Here is a 16401-nt window from a genome sequence, read left to right as displayed (position 1 = left end):
TAGTTCTCCTTTAAAATTTTTATGTACTTAGTTTAATTGTGATTCAAGTATTAGTAAAACGAATATATGTAATGATATACTTGAACAAAATTCATACATGAGAAAGTAGGAGAATCGATGAGTCTGACTAAGTTAGAAATCTTTCTGAAGACGGTTGAAATGGGGAACTTATCAAGAGCGGCCGAAGCAATGAATGTGACTCAGTCAGGTGTCAGCCATGCGATTAGAAGTCTTGAATTGGAGTATGGTTTTCAACTGTTATCCCGGAATAAAACAGGAGTTCGATTAACGGAAAATGGTGAGCGTGTTTTAACGCATGTTCGTGAAGTAGTAAATCATAATGAGCGATTGAAGCAAACTATTGCAGAGATTAATGGGATAGTTGCAGGAACCTTGCGCATTGGAACCTTTACAAGCGTTTCTATCCACTGGTTGCCTGCAATCATTCATCGATTTCACTTGGAATATCCTCGAATTGAAATCAAATTAATGGAAGGTGATTATGGAATGATTGAAACGTGGATTCAACAAGGGGTGATTGACTTAGGTTTTATGTCACTACCATCGTCGGGCCATCTGGAATCTATTCCACTAAGAAAAGATCGAATGCTATGTGTCCTTCCTAAAAATCACTCATTAAGTAAACAATCTATAATTCAGTACGATCAGCTCGAGAATGAGCCTTTTATTATGCCTGCTTCTTCATGTGGTTACGATGTTAGGAAAGTATTAGAAGCTGCTAGGGTTCATCTCGATATCCAATTTGAAACCGGTGATGATTATGCGATTGTCGCGATGGTGGAGAACGGGCTTGGAATCAGTGTCATGTCTGAACTCGCATTACAAGGACAATGCGAAAATGTTACGGTTGTGGAATTGGAAGACAAACCTACACGATCGCTTGGGTTGTCACTTACTTCAATTAAACACGCATTACCAGCGACAAAACGTTTTATCGAATATACCCAAAAATGGCTGGATGGCGATTGAATATATCGGCAATCAAAATAAAATTAACATTTAATGATTTTTAGTCCATATAAGGGTAGCGCCACATTGCTATCAAGCTAAGAAAAGCAAATATCTCAAAATAAAAAAGCCCATTTTTTCGTTTTGAGGTATTTCAAAATATGAGTTGGATAGCCATGTACGGTAATCCCTACTTAATTATTAGAAAAACATTAGTTTTTAAATTGTATACACGCTGATCACGGTGATTTTTCGATGCACCCATCATAATGAATCTCTCCTTTTCTTCTTTTTATCAGTATTGGTAGGTAAAGAGGGGCCCAGACACAAAAACAGGTTGTGGAGAAATTCTTCTTCACAACCTGAGATTAGGTTATATATCAAATAAGACCTGTTCTTTTAACTATTTAGTCTTTTATAATCTGTTATAGTCGATATAACTAGAGTCATAATAAATCCACTGACCTGTTCCAATTCTTAGCCAACCATTCTTTTCTTCATATACTGTAACTTTTTCGCCTTTACTTGTTTTTCTAACAATAGAATAGTTTGTACCTGATCCGCTTCGAACATTTACCCCAATACCATTAATTTGAGCTGTTCCAATTACCTTTTCAACACTACCATTTTCAATTACTTGTAGCATATTTAGAATGAATGTTGCTGTTTCACCACGAGTTGTTGTTCCTTTAGGGTCGTATTGATTGTCACCCTTACCTTTTACAATACCTAGGCCATACAGTCTTTGTACGTCTTCTTTATAAATAATTTGGTCTTTGTCTGAGAATGGTAGGTTTACAACTGGTCCCCATATATCTTTATACTGTAAAGCCTTGTTTACAATAATTGCTGATTCTTCTCTTGTAATAGGTGTGTTTGGGTCAAAATAACCATCTCCTCTACCTTGAATGATACCTGCACTTGCAGTACGTTTAATACCATCCCGTAAAGTTGAATTTGCATCGTTCAGGTCTTTAAATGAAGCATCTCCAGCTGGCAGGTTTAGAGATTTAGAGATTAATTGAGCAAATTCGGCTCTTGTTATCGCTCTATTAGGTGCGAAAACTCCGTTTCCTTCCCCTATCATAATACCTCTTCTATTTAACTCTCGAATAGCTTCTTCATACCAACCTCCAGTAATGTCATCTTTTGGTTGATAAAGATTATTATAATACCCACTAACGCCATTTACGAATGCATCCCATTGTCCATTATTAATCATATTAGCAGGACAGATTTTACCACTCCATCTTTGGTGTTTTACAATGTTATTTAACGGTACACCAGTTTCTTTCATTAAATAAGCTACAAGTTTCTTAGCATTATCTACTGCTTTACTATAGTTACCGTCACTGTTAACTGCGATTTCAATTGCAATAGATTCTCTATTACCTGGACCATCACCGTCTCCTGCGTGCCATCCGTTCTCGTTTAATGGTAGATGTTGATAAATCTCTTTATCGTCTACTGTAAAATGCCACGATGCAGCTCGGTCTGTGTTCCCTACTGCTTGGTTATACAGGTATTGAGCGTGGTTTCTAGCCCCTGCTCCTACACTTGTATTATCAGTCTCATGAATTGTAATATACTTTGGACTCATGTAGTTTTGAGGACGAATATTATCGTTACCTGCTGGAACAATCCATTCAGTGAATGGAACACCATTTATTGTACTAGAGGTGCTAGGTGATATAGGAGACAGACTACGTTTTGTTCTGTTTGAATTGTTAGGAACAGTTAGTGTACCTGTTTCTTCATGAATACCTTCTGAGCGTTGAAGACTATCTACTTTCTTATTGTCGACAGTACCTCCACCACGTCCGTCTACCTCTTCAAAACTAGCTTCAATACTTTTTAAAGCCTGTTCATCTGATGTTGTTTTACTTTGTTCCTGAACGTTTGTAGGTTGCTTATTGTTTACTAATTGTTGTTCCTCTGCGAACGATACCAATGGTGAAGATAACACCGTTAATCCTGCCGTGAATGCTGCTACTTTTTTATTAAATTTAATGTTCATTTCTAATTTGGTATACCTCACTATTTTAATAGATATACCTTCCTCCTTGTACTTCTTTTAGTGTGAATGTTAGTTTAAATAATGGTAGCCTGAACCCTCAAAATAACAGATTGATTTTACATTTCATATGTCAAACCGACATCTATAAGTCCTACTTGAAATGCTAGTACTTTAGAATTATAACACAGCACGATTGCAATACTCCCAAGACTCTTGCAAGTAATCTCCTAATCTTGGATAGAATGGAATTTTATCTATTTGGGGTAACACCACATTGCTATCAACCTAAGAATTTTCTAACACTCCAAAACGAGCTAACTTCTCAAGGATAATTGTAGAATGAGCATTTTTATAGGTTTTTCGATTAATTTTCGAATGATGTCCTACTGCTATCGAAAACCATAGTAGGGAGGGCCGCAGTTTTGAATCCTGTTCAGACGATTGAAATTAGAAGTAGAGTACATGTTTTCATTCTACTTTTTCATGTTTTGTAGTGAAAAGCATATTTTAGTATGATAGGTTCAAAGGGGGAGAACAAATGGAGAGCATGGCTTTTTTGGATGATTCTAAAACGTATCGTTATTCGTTAGAACGTATTTGGGACCCACATAAAGAACGTGTACTGTTTATTATGTTAAATCCGAGTTCAGCGAATCAAGATAGTGAAGATGCGACTTCCAGACGTTGTTTAAATATTGCGAAGCGTCTTGGTTATGGTTCCTTGGAAATTGTAAATTTGTTCGCGTATATTGCCACAAAACGTAAGGATTTGCTTCAAGTAAGTAAAGAAGATGCAATTGGCCCTGAAAATGAAAATCATGTGATTCGTGCTTTAAACCGAGCAGATATGGTGATTGCAGCTTGGGGAGAAAATTGTAAATATCACAATCGGCATAAAGATATTTATGAGTTATTCAGAGGTTATCATTTACACTGCCTAGGGAAAACTAGGGATGGGTTTCCGAGACATCCTTTATACTTAAGAGGGGATTCACAGCCAATAGATTACATAAAACCAGAGCGGGTTGTGCACCGCCTTATACGAACAACAAGAAACCATGAACGAACAAGTAAAGAGGGACTCACAACAAACTGTAATGGTGAAACTGGAGGTGACGCATGGATGTGGTGCTCCATTTGTCATGAAGAACATCCCGTTGCTGGATCTACCGCTTGCTTATCTTGTATCAATAAACTTATAGAAGACTATCATAAAGAAGCATGAAAACATGCCCCACTCCTTTATAAGGAAGTGGGGCATACATTTATCCAAGGTATAATTCTTTTCTACGTTTTTCTACATATTTTAACATTTTTAGAAATTCATCATCTTTTCTTTGTTGTTCTTCTTTTTCGTTTTCAGAATATAAGTTTGATTCCATTACTGCATCCTCTAAATCGAACTGTTTTCCGTTCCTTGGATTAGTAACGCGAATGGAATAAAGCTTTATTAGATCAGTGATACGATTCGAAGTGCCAAGGATCGTAACAGGAGCTCCCTTAAATAAAAAAAATGACTAATTGTCTAGTATAGTCAACTGGACATCTGATGTCTAGTCATGTAAAATTTTAAATGTAACTAAATCATTATAAATAGATAATCAAGTAACTAGAGGGAGAGATTACAAATTATGAAATCAGAGAAATCCACAATTGCTAAGAAAGTACAATCTATTAAAGGAAAGACTGTTGCAAAGTATGGGGCAGTAGTTTTCCTATTCTTCGGTCTGACATCTTGTTATAACGAAAAAAAAGATAGATTATCGTCACAAGTAGAGCTTTATCAAGAGGAGTCAGTAAAATTAGCCGAAAAGTATGATGACCTAGCAAGGGATTACGACAAGCTGCAGGCTAAGCTGTATGCGATAGAGAATCCACCTGAGGAGGAACCTGTAGAAGTTGATCACGCTGAAGAAAATCCTGTTGAGAAAGAGGAAGAGACGCCGATTCAAGATACGGAGCCAGAGAAATCTGAAGAAGAAACACTTAAAGAGGAGCAATATGCAGCGCGAGAAAAGAAAGCATATGCGAATCTCAATTCTTTAGGAAGTTCAGAAGCGCAGGAGACATACAAAGAACTAATTAAGCCGAAACTTTCAAGATGGGCTAGTAAGGATATGTTACAAGTAGCTAAGGAAGGTGTAAACTTTCGTGAGATAGATGATAGTAACCTACCTTGGACAGATGTTACCGAGCCGAATGGAACGAGTACGAAGCATATCTATAAGAGTGGATATAACCAATTAGAGATTACATACAACTTTGACGGGACCATTACAAAATCTGAATGGAAAACAGGAGTGAACAAATAAAGTGAAAAACTTACTTTCTACACTTACATCGTTAAATTTTGACAAAACTGTTATCGCATACTCGAACGGGGTTCAGGTCTTTAAAGGATCATTACAGGATTACTTATTTATGCCCCATCAAGAGAAGCAGGCACTGAAGGTAACAACATTCCGTATCTGTACCAATGATGGAACTAATATTTCTACATTTGAAAAATTACAAGAAGCGTAAAATCATAGCAGTAAGCGACATTGTGAATGTCGCTTGCATGATGAATACGAATACGAATAAGGTACGGAAAATAATACTAATGTATTATTTTTACGAATGAAACAGTGACTACAACAACGGAAGGCTGATAAACACTTATAAAAAAGATAGATAAGTTAAAAGATGAAGAGAAAGAAAATCACTTTAACTGGAAACTTGCACTTGTTACAGTAGGTATCTTTTTTATTTGGCGTTTGGAGGGTATAAAAAGAAGAAATTGATGCATTTCTACAGCAATAATAATTTTACTTATTTTGGATTATTCTCTATTGGGGAACGGTCCTTTTTTATTTGAGGGGACCTTTCTCCTTAACATAATACTATAGAACAATTATTGACAATTTTTCATTGGAATATCATTCAATATTTAACATTTATACCAATCAAATTCATTTCATGAATAGGTTACTAAGTGAAGTACTGCAGTAACCTTAGCATCATTATAACAAGAAAATACTGTAAAAAATAGTATTGTTAGTAATATATTTATATATTAGAATTCGTTTTAGAGAAGGAGGTGTTAGAAATTAAGAATAAGTTTATGTATTCTTTGATTTTAATAGTCTGTGTGATTGCGATCAGTTTCATCTATTTCTTTTTCTTTTCCCGTCCAGAATTGGTAAAGACAAAAGAGCCAGATACCCTTGCTATATTGGAAAAAAGTAAGAAGGAGCAAGTAAAATCATGGTCATTATCAAATTTATGTCCTGAATATTATGAATTTAAGACAGATCATAAAGTAAAGATTGCAGTATTAGACAGTGGAATAGAGAAACAACATGACGATTTAAAAAATCTTGTTACAAAAGAATACAATGCAATAGAGCCGCACCAACCAGTTATCGATACTTTAGGTCATGGGACAACTGTAGCAGGTATTATAGCAGCCAATCATAATAGTATTGGGATAACTGGTATCGCATCATCCGTAGCAGAGCTGTATGATGTGAAGGTACTCGATGATAACGGAATAGGGAAAATCGAACATTTGGTTCAAGGTATTAATTGGGCCATTGAAAATAACGTTGAGGTTTTAAACATTAGTTTCGGTATGTCTTCCAATCATCAAGACCTGGAGAGGATAATTGAGAAAGCGCTTCAAAAAGGGATTGTTGTAGTTGCATCTGCTGGTAATAATTATGGCGGAAAAGTTGAATATCCAGCAAATTATGACGAGGTCATATCCGTAACAGCAGTCGATCATGCCTACAAAGCCGCAAGCTTTGCTGCGGAAAATGGGAAAATTGATTTTGCAGCTCCAGGTGTAAACGTTATAACGACTACCATTTCTAATGAGTATTCCATTGAAAATGGTACCTCTCTAGCATCTGCCCACGTAACGGGCATTGTATCTTTAATTCTCGCAAATAAGGGAACATTTAAACTGTCATCAAACAAAAAGAATGTTCCTAATGAAGTTTATAAGATTTTAGAAAAAAATGCTGTGGAAATTGGAAGTAGTAATCAATTTGGAAAAGGGTTTATAAAATTATAATAAGGTGGAGAATTATGTTTAAAAAGATAGTATCATTAATGTTAATCTTTGTATTAAGTATTGGCATCCTGCCAAACGGTAAAGCAATTGCAGAAGAATTGATCCAAGACGAAAATATTGAAGTACTTGAGAATAATAGTGAAAAAGTAGAAGTACAAACGGAAGTAGAAACAGTTGAAGGAGATGCTATCGTTTCAGCTGCATGGGATAAATCGGATAACGCATTTACTGTGAAGTCGATGGAAACAGATGCAAACGGAAATGAAGTAGAAAAAGAATATAGAGTAGATGTAGAAGAAGCGACAGAGGACGTATTTAAAGCGACGTTTACTGATGTAAAAACAAATGAATCTTTTGAAGTGGACTCCACGGAAGCACGTGCTTCTGTAGCCTTTTTACTACCGATTGCAGGTGTAATTGGTCAAGGACTTGTTTCTCATTTAATCGCGATTGGTGCTGCTGTAGTAATTGCAGGTGCAACATATACAGCAGTAGGAAAAGTTGCTGCACAATTACGAAAGAAAAATCATAATCATTATGCTGCTGTTTTAACAAAGGGAGATTTATATATTGGGGGACCGATTTCTAAAGCAACTGCAGTTTCAAGATTAAAATCAAGTGATAAAAAGAACAATAATGTTTGGTCAAAAACGTATGCATTAGCTGCAACGGTTGCAAAAGATGCTGGTAATGGTAGAACACCAATTGGACCTGAACGTGATAAAGGAAAAACTTCGGCGGAAGGTTACTATTTCCACTTCCATATCCATAATCGTACTGGCGGTCATTCATTCTACTAAGAAGGAGTAACTTATGTTAAATAAACTGTATGAAAAATATACAATGCGTAACATCCCAAACAAATTTTCAATTAATGAAATTGACTCTATTTTGAAGGATGAGTATAAGGTTACAGAAATAGATAAGAGTACAATCGGCTCTATGATACATGACCCAGATACGAATTTTGATGAAATCGTAAAGTGTTACAAGATCGACAAACATGATATCTTATCGCAATTGTTTAGTGTTGAGGAAAAGGGTAATTTTGCCGAGATGACGCGACTCTATCAATCTGACGAGTCTACACATTATGATGAGCAAGATCTTTACAATCAACAAATTCAAACAGGTAAGTTAGTGGTTATCTTTTTAGCAAGTACTGATGGAACATTCGTTAATTACTTCAACCTTTTAGGACATTCTGAGAAAATGTATCAAAAACTTACTGTTCTTATGGGATTAGAAAAAGAAGATTGTAACCTAGATAACCCGCTCTTTCAAGAATATTTACAGGCATTAAGCGCTACTGGATATTTAGAAGGATAAAGAAGAAGCCACAGTGAATCGCTGTGGCTTCTTTTCTCATTACAAAGCTCGGTGCTACAGCTTATTTACGAATAAGCGTATTGATCCCGCAATTGCAGGTAACTAAAGAAATACGTAAAACATGTCAGTCCAAATAAAATGAATATACTAGGTGTTAATACGAAATATAAACTAGCTGGTAAAGACCAAAGGAATGCAAGAAACATAAGAGATTTCTTCCCCCAAAACGTTCCCGCAATCGCGAAAGTAGCGGGGAGGAGTAATGTAATGACCGAGATATAGAACGAAGCACGTCTCGTAATCTCGGCATACGGATTATAGTAAACTAAGAAAATCCATAGAATAATAGAACCCACACCTGCAAATAGCCCAGACTTGGAAGCTGTTTTGTTCATACATGGTCCTCCTATACGTACATTGACATCCTTATTTTTCCTTTTTATGTTAGGAATCCTTTTGGAAATGGAAAATCGGTATGGTGTACGAAGTATGTATTTTTTTTAATCCTACGCAACTTCTACGTATAATAACAAAAAATAGAAAGTAGGAGACAGGATGCAAAAAGACTGTATTTCATACTATGAAAGCAAAAAAGTAGAGAAGCTATTTGAATAAGGTGTTCCGATGGAAAATATGTGGTTAACAGAGTGTGAATCGTTTTCTTCAACAAAAGAATTTTATGGTTGTTACGTGGATGAATTCAATCCCCATCACTACCCATATGTCATCTATTATCACAAATCAGGCAGTATTATACGCATCGCTATATTTTTTGATGACGCCTCGTTTGACCGTGCCTGTCAGTACATTGGTCTGTATTTTACAAGTTAATAGAAACCAATAAAAAGAGGTGGGAGGTATGAATTTAGAGCAAATTAAAACATATGCACTAGAGGTATTAACAAAAGAAGAGTATGAAACCTTTTTGTCCTATTTAAAGAAGATAGATACCTATAGAGAAAAACTGATTTTACAACCAGGAGATAAATTAAAAAGAAAGTGTGATGGCGTTGTCTTTACATTTGTTGACAAAGCACCGTATGGATTTGGAAATGTGTATGTAGAAGAACTAGAACAGTATGTACATGCTTCTGATTTTCAGGAAATCCTGTAATGGAACTCATCTTAGATAGGGGGATACAAGATGTAAATGATAGTTGATATTGTGAAAAACAATAAAATCATTCATACAGGCAATGCGGTGGAAATAAAAATGTACCTAGAGTTCTTATTTCAAGAAAAGCTAGGCTTTGCTCTTATTTTAGAAGTCTGCGAAGTTGCACTATACGATGATCCTGATAACTTTATTATTGTCATGGATGATGCGACTTGGGAGAACGCTAGAACAGAAGGGAATAGAGGAGTAAAACAACGTTATTCACAAAAACAAATACAGCAATTACATGAGGTAATTTAAAAAGACAAATACCCGAAATTAATTGCATTTAGGGAACTGTACCCCTTTACGGGGGAGCAGCTGACAGTGTTTAAAAATATTATACATGCAGATATTATGCATTTTCTGGGGTTTCTTACGGTGTATGGTTCCAAAAAATAGAAACACATTCGTAACAGAAAAAAGGTATTCCATATTTTTGGATGGAATACCTTTCTCTTTTTAGATACATCAACGCTTTATATCTTCTTCTTCGCTTCTTTCCGCTTCTTCCACGATTTTTGGAAATCACGGAATACAAGTACACATAAGATAAATGTCAGTATAATATGCAGTAATTTCCAAAATGCATCTACATTTGTACCTCTAAAACTAGATTCTTCAATGGCACGGCTCACGAAATCGATCAGGAAAATGAAAGATAAGAAGAGTATCATTCTATCATCTCTTTTTCCTGTAAAATATAAAAGTAGAAAGACTATACCTAAAATAAGTGGTGTATAAATCGTGTCTAACATGAATTGTATGTCTCCTTTTGCTACTAGATATTCTAATATGTAAACTATATACTATTATAATTGCTTATGTAGTGAATTTGAAGATAGACTTCCCATTGGTTCGACACATAGAACTAGAGCATAGATGTTTACCACATAACTAATGATAAACTTCAAAAATTTACAAATTACCCATTTATTGATGAGCTATTCCTAAAATCCCATAAGATCCTTTACATGTGTAGCGTTCTGTTTAGATGTTAGTATTTCAAGTAATAAAAAGGCAACATCAAAAGCTGTACCTGGATTTGAAGATGTAATAATATTTCCATCATGAACAATTAAATCATTTTGTACGATCGCACCAAAATTCTTTAATTGCTCTTTTCGTTTACTCGTTGGATGACTGTATGTGGTTGCTTTTTTATTTATAAGGATTCCGCTTTTACCGAGTACTAAGGATGCTACACATATACTGGCAATTGGCTTCTGTTTGGCATGAAAATGTTGAATTACATGTAAGAATTCATTACTGTATGCATCCCGATAAAAACCAGCTTCTTCAAATCCTCCTGGAATAGCTAATGCATCAAACTCGTCTAATTGAATTTCATCAATCGTTTTTTCTGGTATGACAGTAAAATTCCAGGTACAGGTCAATTTATTTCGAAGACCAACTGTTACGACCTCGGTGGACCCATCACCCTCCCATTTATTCCAACCTAGTACGTCAGTAAATACACTCGCTTCCACTGCTTCAAATCCGTCCGCTAATAATAAACAAATCTTTTTCATATTGAAAATCGCCTCCTTCTATCCTAATTTTATATAAAGATAGTAGGCTGATATATAAGTTGAATAAGGAAATTTGATTGTTTAGCTTTATTATATAAAGAATTTCATTTATTCTAGTTTATAAAAAAAGGTTGGATAATTTATGGATCAGATTGATAAAAAAATCTTGGAATTATTACAGTCAAATGCAAAAATTTCAATGAAGGATTTAGCAGAATCCGTTCACTTATCTTCTCCATCAGTAACTGAGCGCGTACGGAAGTTAGAGGAACAGCAAATTATTGAAGGATATCATGCACATGTTTCTCTAAAAAAATTGAATCGCCCAATTTCTGCACTTATTTTGTTTAAGACAAAGGATTGTAAATCATTAGCTAACTTTTGCTATAACCATCCAGATGTACTTGAATGTTACAGAGTAGCAGGGGAAATTAGCTATATTGTCAAAATAGCAACATATTCTGTAGAAAGTTTAGAGCAATTTATTGATGATACAATGCAATATGGTACGCCTTCAACGAATATCGTGCTATCTTCTTATGAAAAAAAAATAATTGCTCCTTTTATTAGTGAAGAATAAAATACTGGATTAATCCATTTCTTACTGTTTATTCAATAATTCTAAAGTCTTTAAAAATAGCCTGATATTTCTAACCTGTATAAATAAATTAAGGTCTCTAATCATTTTAGTGTACCTATTTTAATTAATTTGATGGGTACGGTAAACCCCGACATGACTATCATGCGCAATAGTAAAGAATGATGAATTAATGCAAGGTTGCGGCAAGAAAAATAATATATCTTTACTCGAGGTCTATATGAAATGCCAAAAGGCAGGTAGGGACCAATCAGGACCTGAAATTTCTTGTAATTGTCTCCCTATCATCTTTACTTGGCTATAATAATGGAAATCTATATTTGTAATCTCTCTACCTACAATCATTGTTAGACAAACTACATGACGTAAAGGAAATGGCAAAATGAAGTATTCATTTATAAACGAGGGAAGAATAGGGAACTATCATTATTTTACTGTGATGCAAAGAAAGGCCAGCGGGCATGCGAATAAAGGTGAAAACATCCGTTACTATCATTACCGAAAATGTCTAAGAACAGGAGCGAGTACTTGCATAAACAACCTTACGATTTCCATGCATACTCCGCGACACTTGAGCAATAGGGGAAAAGTACTATTATTTGGTATGCGTAACCAGCCTTCACTTGTAGAAACGGAAGTATTCTTATCTCTGCTGAAAGATGAAGGTGCCTATTTACCAGGAATCGGCTCCATTCAGCAGTTAGAATCTTTGAAATTGAAATTTTAGAAAACAGATAGTGAAGAGGGAACACAACTTGTGTTTTCTTTTTTTATTTTTATAGTTAAGTCTAGGGAGAAAAAAGGATTTCTATGCGTAACATAGACCCTATTGGTATACTAATTATGTTTTATGTATAGCTGGGGGTGGGTGTAGTGATATTTGCAATTGATGCGAGATTATGTCATTCTTTTCATGAAATTGAACTATTAGACATTCCAAATATATTGTTTCCAAGTCAGCGCGGCAAATTGTATCAAGTAATTGGGATTGGCATGCAAGAAAAATTTCGCAATTTCTACGTCATTATAAAAGGGCAACACGGCTCCATTACATACCGATTACCAGAAGAATTATTAACATGGGTGCCGCACAAATTACTACTAGTTAAAGTGGGTGCCTGTTTGTTTCCATGTCCTTGCGAGTTTTCATATTTCCAAGGTCGCTGCTTCGCGTATTCTTGTCAACTGTGTATCATGATGAACACCGCAGGACACTTTGTAAAAAGTGTTTCTTGCGGTGTTTTGTATAAAGAAGAAAGAACTGTTTTTTTAGGAAGTTAGGTAATGAAAATGAAAAAATAAGAGAGGAGTATTGGGTGGGGGTACAAATCATAGTAGGGGTAATTTTCTCTATCGGAATGATCTGTTTTTTTATGACCTATATGTCTAAATTCCATCTATTTAATCTACATCTTTCTTTTGAAAAGACTATTCTTTTGGCCATATTACTTTATTAATTCTAGCCATATGTTTAAAATCTTTACAAGGCTTTCTGTTAGCGTGGTTGATACCAAGCACCTGTTATTTTCTATTACCTATGCTTCTTTTTACTTTTTAATCCCTTTTTATAAAAGGGGAATCATAGAGGTTTCTTCATTGGAATGTGAAGCGTTGACGCAAGCAGCATGTGATTTGCGATTGATGGAGTGGGGAAAGGTTTTTTCATTCCAAAAGATGATAAGAGATGTACAAGCCACTATGAAAGAGAGCCTAATCCCTTAATTTTGGATGTTTAACCATATGCATGATTTTTGTTTAATTATTTCTCGAGTATTTGAACAAAGGAATATGAATAGAAAAGAGCCTCCATTCTTTATGGGAGGCTCTTATTTTTTACTTTAATACAGAAGGTGATGTTTTTTCTAACCAGAGAATGCCATCATATTGTTCTGTCGGAATCATGATTTCTTCATTTTTTTTATTTCCCCAATAACTTGCTGCAGTAGGAGTAAACATCCATGAAGTTTCTGGTCGGTTACTTTCTCCTTTTAAGTTAACGAAAACATGGGGACTTCCCACCGTGCTGATGATTTTTTCAACGCTTTGTTCTTCATGTTCGTTATGTACAAGAATAACATCTTTATTGCCATCATCCCAACTGCTTCCACTATACGAAAATACGCCAATCGTGTACATTTGGTCTTTAATGCGTTGCGGAAGATAATCCATCATATTAGGGGCTACATAATTGTATTTTTGCACCTTCATGAAGTCTAATATCATTTTCGAATTTTGTTTTCGAATATGATAATTATGTCCCCATACAATGATTTTTTTGTTTTTATATTTCATTTCAGTGAGCCACGCTAAGTTTTGTGCCATTTTTTGATCTCGGATATAAAAAGAATAGTCTGTCAGGTTAGGTGAGGAGATGCCACCTCTGACTTTCATATCAGCATCTAAATGCGTTTTAATCGCATCAATGCGTATACTGATTGATTTCTCTAAGAAATTCACATCATACGTAGGATGTGGTGCAACTTGATTCAATTCAGATTTATGATGCTGAATAAATGTTCTAACCTTTTCAAACTTGTTAATTACGGGCTGTATTTCCATTTTAAATTGATTATAAGGATACGTACCTTCATATTTACTGTAATACCTATCCAGTCCAATCAACTCTGACACTACTGCATCAAATTCACTCGCGACTTCAGGACTTACTTTTTGCAACCATTCTTTTGCATAGGAGCGGAATGAAGAATTATAAAACAAATTCATATCAAAACCAGCTAATGTGAGTGGATTTCCTTTTTCTTTTTGTTCTTTCATATAGATAAATAATTGTTCAAGTTCCTCAGTTTGCCATACAGGGTATAAAGATTGTTTCATCGCTTCTGTAGCAGTTAAGTGATCAATATTTTGCTGAACAGCTGCTGCTTCCCCAAGCCCTGTTTCAAATGCAATCACATCATAGCCCATTTGCTCATGTAAGTACTTAATTATACGAATTTTGGATTGATTCATTTCCTTTGCACCATGCGTACTTTCTCCAAGTACAACTATACGCTTGTCCTGTACGGCCCCTTTAAGAAATGATAAATCCTCTGTTGTTTGGGAAGTTGGTTCATTTAATTTTTTTGCATGACCGTTTAACCATTCCTCCCATTTGGGTTGATCGACTGGTTTTTCTGCCGCGAATGCTACAGATGTAAAGGTGGTACATGCAAGAAGAGTACTCATTAGTCCAAGCTTCCATTTTCTACGCACAACAACGCCTCCAAGTATCATAGTTTACAAGCTGAAAAGAAGTAATACTAAAATTTACTAATATACCATTATTTATAATAATATATATGAGAATTTTTAACAATATCAATATTCTGAAAGATAAAAAGGCTCCTTCTATGTAGTGAAGAAACCCTTCTTTCTATAGCCCATTTTGGATGAATGTTTACTACTTTATCATTTTAGCCAAGAAGACTCTTTCCTCAAGGAGCGTGAAGGGTCACAGCCCAGTGAGTAGGTGGAAGCTGAATTGGCTTCGAGCAAGAAAAGATAAAACAGGCAATGGATAATTACTGGGATGCTCTGCAATTACTCTCAGAAGCATTAGAAGAACAAAATAATGTATGCTGGAACACGTAGATAGCAAAGCAGAACAGGTAATGAAACTATTTAAAAAGGCTATCAGTAAAACTGACGGCACAATTCCCAATACAATTATTCTTTATCGCTTCATTGCCATCCGATTAAACCTCTTTATAACGCTTCTGTAATAAGGGGTATCACCACAGCACTATCAAGCTAAAATTTTATAGTACCCCTAGAACGAAATTTTGTAGTCACTTGTAACAAAATGCTCATTTTTTTTCGTTTTGAGGTAATTGCATTTCTTAGCTTGATGGTAATGTGGTGCTACCCCATGCCCATCAACTTAAGAATTCAGAATTACCCCATAACGAAAATTATTTGCATGACGTTATATTTAGAGTAATTATCTTGATTATTTTTAACATCCCCTTAATTCTTAAACTGATGTATTGGGAGACCACTCCATATACATCAGTTTTTAAAAATTAAATACTTTATTTACCAAGTTAATATAAAATGCCTTCGCATAAGAGACAGTAGAAATTCTAAATCTTTATTTTAATATTAATCAATTCAAGCGTATTCCTTCAAATGCATTTATTACCAAGTCATGCACATAGGAATCATCCAACTTTTCACCGGTTACTAGCAACCGATAAAAAATTGGTCCATAAATGAGATCGATACTTAAGTCAACATCGAGATTTTCTTTTAATTCGCCTCTTTTAATTCCCTTCTCCAGGAGTTGCCTTGCTTGCAGGCGACGTGGCTGGAAATATCGAGTACGATATTCCTCTGCCAGCTTTGAATCAAATTGTCCTTCGCCAACTAACTCAGTAATAATAGTCCCTTCCCGACTTATCAAAAATTTGGTTAAACTTGTAGCATGAATTAAAATATCATTCAATGCTGAACCTGTGTCAGGTATAGGCAATCTAGCTGCGGCAGCAAAAAGAAAACCATCCATTACTACAGCAGCCTTATTAGGCCACCATTTATAAATCGTAGCTTTACTAACTTTAGCACGGTCTGCAATTTTATCGACTGTGACTGCTTTAAAGCCACTTTCCAGTAATAACTCATAAGATGCAGAAAGGATAGCTTTTTGGGTTTCGACATTACGTGGTCTACCTCTTTTACCTTGCACATTAATCATTCCTTCCAAGAATCATAAACTATACGTTTAGTATACTTAATATGAACAAA

General features: G+C 35.2%; 17 protein-coding genes. 11 read left to right on the top strand and 6 right to left on the bottom strand.

The window, feature by feature from the left end; translation table 11 throughout:
* Positions 1-117: 117 nt before the first annotated feature.
* Positions 118-990 (top strand): LysR family transcriptional regulator, encoded by an 873-nt coding sequence (locus ACTFRU_RS23240; RefSeq protein WP_313755498.1) that lies wholly within the window; start codon positions 118-120, stop codon positions 988-990.
* A gap of 394 nt (positions 991-1384) precedes the next feature.
* Here ACTFRU_RS23240 and ACTFRU_RS23235 read toward each other — a convergent pair whose 3' ends face one another.
* Entirely contained in the window at positions 1385-2986 is a 1602-nt protein-coding gene (locus tag ACTFRU_RS23235) for an S-layer homology domain-containing protein (RefSeq protein ID WP_440037905.1), read from the bottom strand.
* A 538-nt stretch (positions 2987-3524) separates the two neighbouring features.
* On the opposite strand from ACTFRU_RS23235, the gene ACTFRU_RS23230 reads away from it, so the two are divergent.
* The 5 genes from ACTFRU_RS23230 (at position 3525) to ACTFRU_RS23210 (ending at position 8372) form a co-directional block, all read left to right on the top strand.
* A complete protein-coding gene (locus ACTFRU_RS23230; protein WP_098529543.1) occupies positions 3525-4211 on the top strand; it encodes a DUF1643 domain-containing protein in 687 nt (228 codons plus the stop codon).
* A gap of 406 nt (positions 4212-4617) precedes the next feature.
* Positions 4618-5298: a hypothetical protein gene (locus tag ACTFRU_RS23225; protein WP_048538483.1), complete on the top strand. Its 681-nt coding sequence runs from the start codon at positions 4618-4620 to the stop codon at positions 5296-5298.
* A 791-nt stretch (positions 5299-6089) separates the two neighbouring features.
* Complete coding sequence (locus ACTFRU_RS23220; RefSeq protein ID WP_078386249.1) at positions 6090-7043, top strand: S8 family peptidase; 954 nt, start codon at positions 6090-6092, stop codon at positions 7041-7043.
* Positions 7044-7057: 14 nt separating this feature from the next.
* On the top strand, positions 7058-7843 hold the full coding sequence (locus tag ACTFRU_RS23215; protein ID WP_048538480.1) for an SAR2788 family putative toxin: 786 nt from the start codon (positions 7058-7060) through the stop codon (positions 7841-7843).
* A gap of 13 nt (positions 7844-7856) precedes the next feature.
* Positions 7857-8372, top strand: a complete 516-nt coding sequence (locus tag ACTFRU_RS23210) for a hypothetical protein (protein ID WP_048538479.1) — start codon at positions 7857-7859, stop codon at positions 8370-8372.
* Between the two features lie 65 nt (positions 8373-8437).
* Here ACTFRU_RS23210 and ACTFRU_RS23205 read toward each other — a convergent pair whose 3' ends face one another.
* Positions 8438-8767, bottom strand: coding sequence for a hypothetical protein (locus ACTFRU_RS23205; RefSeq protein WP_078386250.1), 330 nt, complete (start codon positions 8765-8767; stop codon positions 8438-8440).
* 464 nt (positions 8768-9231) lie between these two features.
* Here ACTFRU_RS23205 and ACTFRU_RS23200 point away from each other — a divergent pair, with 464 nt between their 5' ends.
* Complete coding sequence (locus ACTFRU_RS23200) at positions 9232-9486, top strand: hypothetical protein (protein WP_440037904.1); 255 nt, start codon at positions 9232-9234, stop codon at positions 9484-9486.
* Positions 9487-9522: 36 nt separating this feature from the next.
* The gene (locus ACTFRU_RS23195) at positions 9523-9789 is read left to right on the top strand and encodes a hypothetical protein (protein WP_048538596.1); all 267 of its coding nucleotides are present in this window, start codon (positions 9523-9525) and stop codon (positions 9787-9789) included.
* Positions 9790-10007: 218 nt separating this feature from the next.
* On the opposite strand, the gene ACTFRU_RS23190 is transcribed toward ACTFRU_RS23195, so the two are convergent.
* Together ACTFRU_RS23190 and ACTFRU_RS23185 are read right to left on the bottom strand one after the other, a co-directional pair.
* On the bottom strand, positions 10008-10286 hold the full coding sequence (locus tag ACTFRU_RS23190) for a hypothetical protein (protein WP_048538597.1): 279 nt from the start codon (positions 10284-10286) through the stop codon (positions 10008-10010).
* Positions 10287-10478: 192 nt separating this feature from the next.
* A complete protein-coding gene (locus ACTFRU_RS23185; protein WP_048538598.1) occupies positions 10479-11060 on the bottom strand; it encodes a DJ-1/PfpI family protein in 582 nt (193 codons plus the stop codon).
* A 142-nt stretch (positions 11061-11202) separates the two neighbouring features.
* Here ACTFRU_RS23185 and ACTFRU_RS23180 point away from each other — a divergent pair, with 142 nt between their 5' ends.
* From ACTFRU_RS23180 to ACTFRU_RS23170, 3 genes are all read left to right on the top strand, one after another.
* Positions 11203-11640 (top strand): Lrp/AsnC family transcriptional regulator, encoded by a 438-nt coding sequence (locus ACTFRU_RS23180; RefSeq protein ID WP_048538603.1) that lies wholly within the window; start codon positions 11203-11205, stop codon positions 11638-11640.
* A 400-nt stretch (positions 11641-12040) separates the two neighbouring features.
* The gene (locus tag ACTFRU_RS23175; RefSeq protein WP_048538604.1) at positions 12041-12385 is read left to right on the top strand and encodes a hypothetical protein; all 345 of its coding nucleotides are present in this window, start codon (positions 12041-12043) and stop codon (positions 12383-12385) included.
* A gap of 146 nt (positions 12386-12531) precedes the next feature.
* Positions 12532-12939, top strand: a complete 408-nt coding sequence (locus tag ACTFRU_RS23170; RefSeq protein ID WP_227754026.1) for a hypothetical protein — start codon at positions 12532-12534, stop codon at positions 12937-12939.
* A gap of 552 nt (positions 12940-13491) precedes the next feature.
* Here the strand turns inward: ACTFRU_RS23170 and ACTFRU_RS23165 are convergent.
* The gene (locus ACTFRU_RS23165; RefSeq protein ID WP_259593303.1) at positions 13492-14871 is read right to left on the bottom strand and encodes an erythromycin esterase family protein; all 1380 of its coding nucleotides are present in this window, start codon (positions 14869-14871) and stop codon (positions 13492-13494) included.
* An 892-nt stretch (positions 14872-15763) separates the two neighbouring features.
* Entirely contained in the window at positions 15764-16351 is a 588-nt protein-coding gene (locus ACTFRU_RS23160) for a TetR/AcrR family transcriptional regulator (RefSeq protein WP_259593304.1), read from the bottom strand.
* Positions 16352-16401 lie beyond the last annotated feature (50 nt).

The sequence above is a fragment of the Bacillus cereus group sp. MYBK220-1 genome, assembly GCF_051916445.1.
Taxonomy (GTDB): Bacteria; Bacillota; Bacilli; order Bacillales; family Bacillaceae_G; genus Bacillus_A; species Bacillus_A cereus.
Note: the sequence above shows the minus strand (reverse complement) of the source record. Positions and strands in the feature narration are given on the sequence as shown.

Coding starts and splice junctions, on each gene's coding strand:
- ACTFRU_RS23240 (WP_313755498.1), top strand. CDS start 118: ATGAGTCTGACTAAGTTAGAAATCTTTCTGAAGACGGTTGAAATGGGG.
- ACTFRU_RS23235 (WP_440037905.1), bottom strand. CDS start 2,986: ATGAACATTAAATTTAATAAAAAAGTAGCAGCATTCACGGCAGGATTA.
- ACTFRU_RS23230 (WP_098529543.1), top strand. CDS start 3,525: ATGGAGAGCATGGCTTTTTTGGATGATTCTAAAACGTATCGTTATTCG.
- ACTFRU_RS23225 (WP_048538483.1), top strand. CDS start 4,618: ATGAAATCAGAGAAATCCACAATTGCTAAGAAAGTACAATCTATTAAA.
- ACTFRU_RS23220 (WP_078386249.1), top strand. CDS start 6,090: ATGTATTCTTTGATTTTAATAGTCTGTGTGATTGCGATCAGTTTCATC.
- ACTFRU_RS23215 (WP_048538480.1), top strand. CDS start 7,058: ATGTTTAAAAAGATAGTATCATTAATGTTAATCTTTGTATTAAGTATT.
- ACTFRU_RS23210 (WP_048538479.1), top strand. CDS start 7,857: ATGTTAAATAAACTGTATGAAAAATATACAATGCGTAACATCCCAAAC.
- ACTFRU_RS23205 (WP_078386250.1), bottom strand. CDS start 8,767: ATGAACAAAACAGCTTCCAAGTCTGGGCTATTTGCAGGTGTGGGTTCT.
- ACTFRU_RS23200 (WP_440037904.1), top strand. CDS start 9,232: ATGAATTTAGAGCAAATTAAAACATATGCACTAGAGGTATTAACAAAA.
- ACTFRU_RS23195 (WP_048538596.1), top strand. CDS start 9,523: ATGATAGTTGATATTGTGAAAAACAATAAAATCATTCATACAGGCAAT.
- ACTFRU_RS23190 (WP_048538597.1), bottom strand. CDS start 10,286: ATGTTAGACACGATTTATACACCACTTATTTTAGGTATAGTCTTTCTA.
- ACTFRU_RS23185 (WP_048538598.1), bottom strand. CDS start 11,060: ATGAAAAAGATTTGTTTATTATTAGCGGACGGATTTGAAGCAGTGGAA.
- ACTFRU_RS23180 (WP_048538603.1), top strand. CDS start 11,203: ATGGATCAGATTGATAAAAAAATCTTGGAATTATTACAGTCAAATGCA.
- ACTFRU_RS23175 (WP_048538604.1), top strand. CDS start 12,041: ATGAAGTATTCATTTATAAACGAGGGAAGAATAGGGAACTATCATTAT.
- ACTFRU_RS23160 (WP_259593304.1), bottom strand. CDS start 16,351: ATGATTAATGTGCAAGGTAAAAGAGGTAGACCACGTAATGTCGAAACC.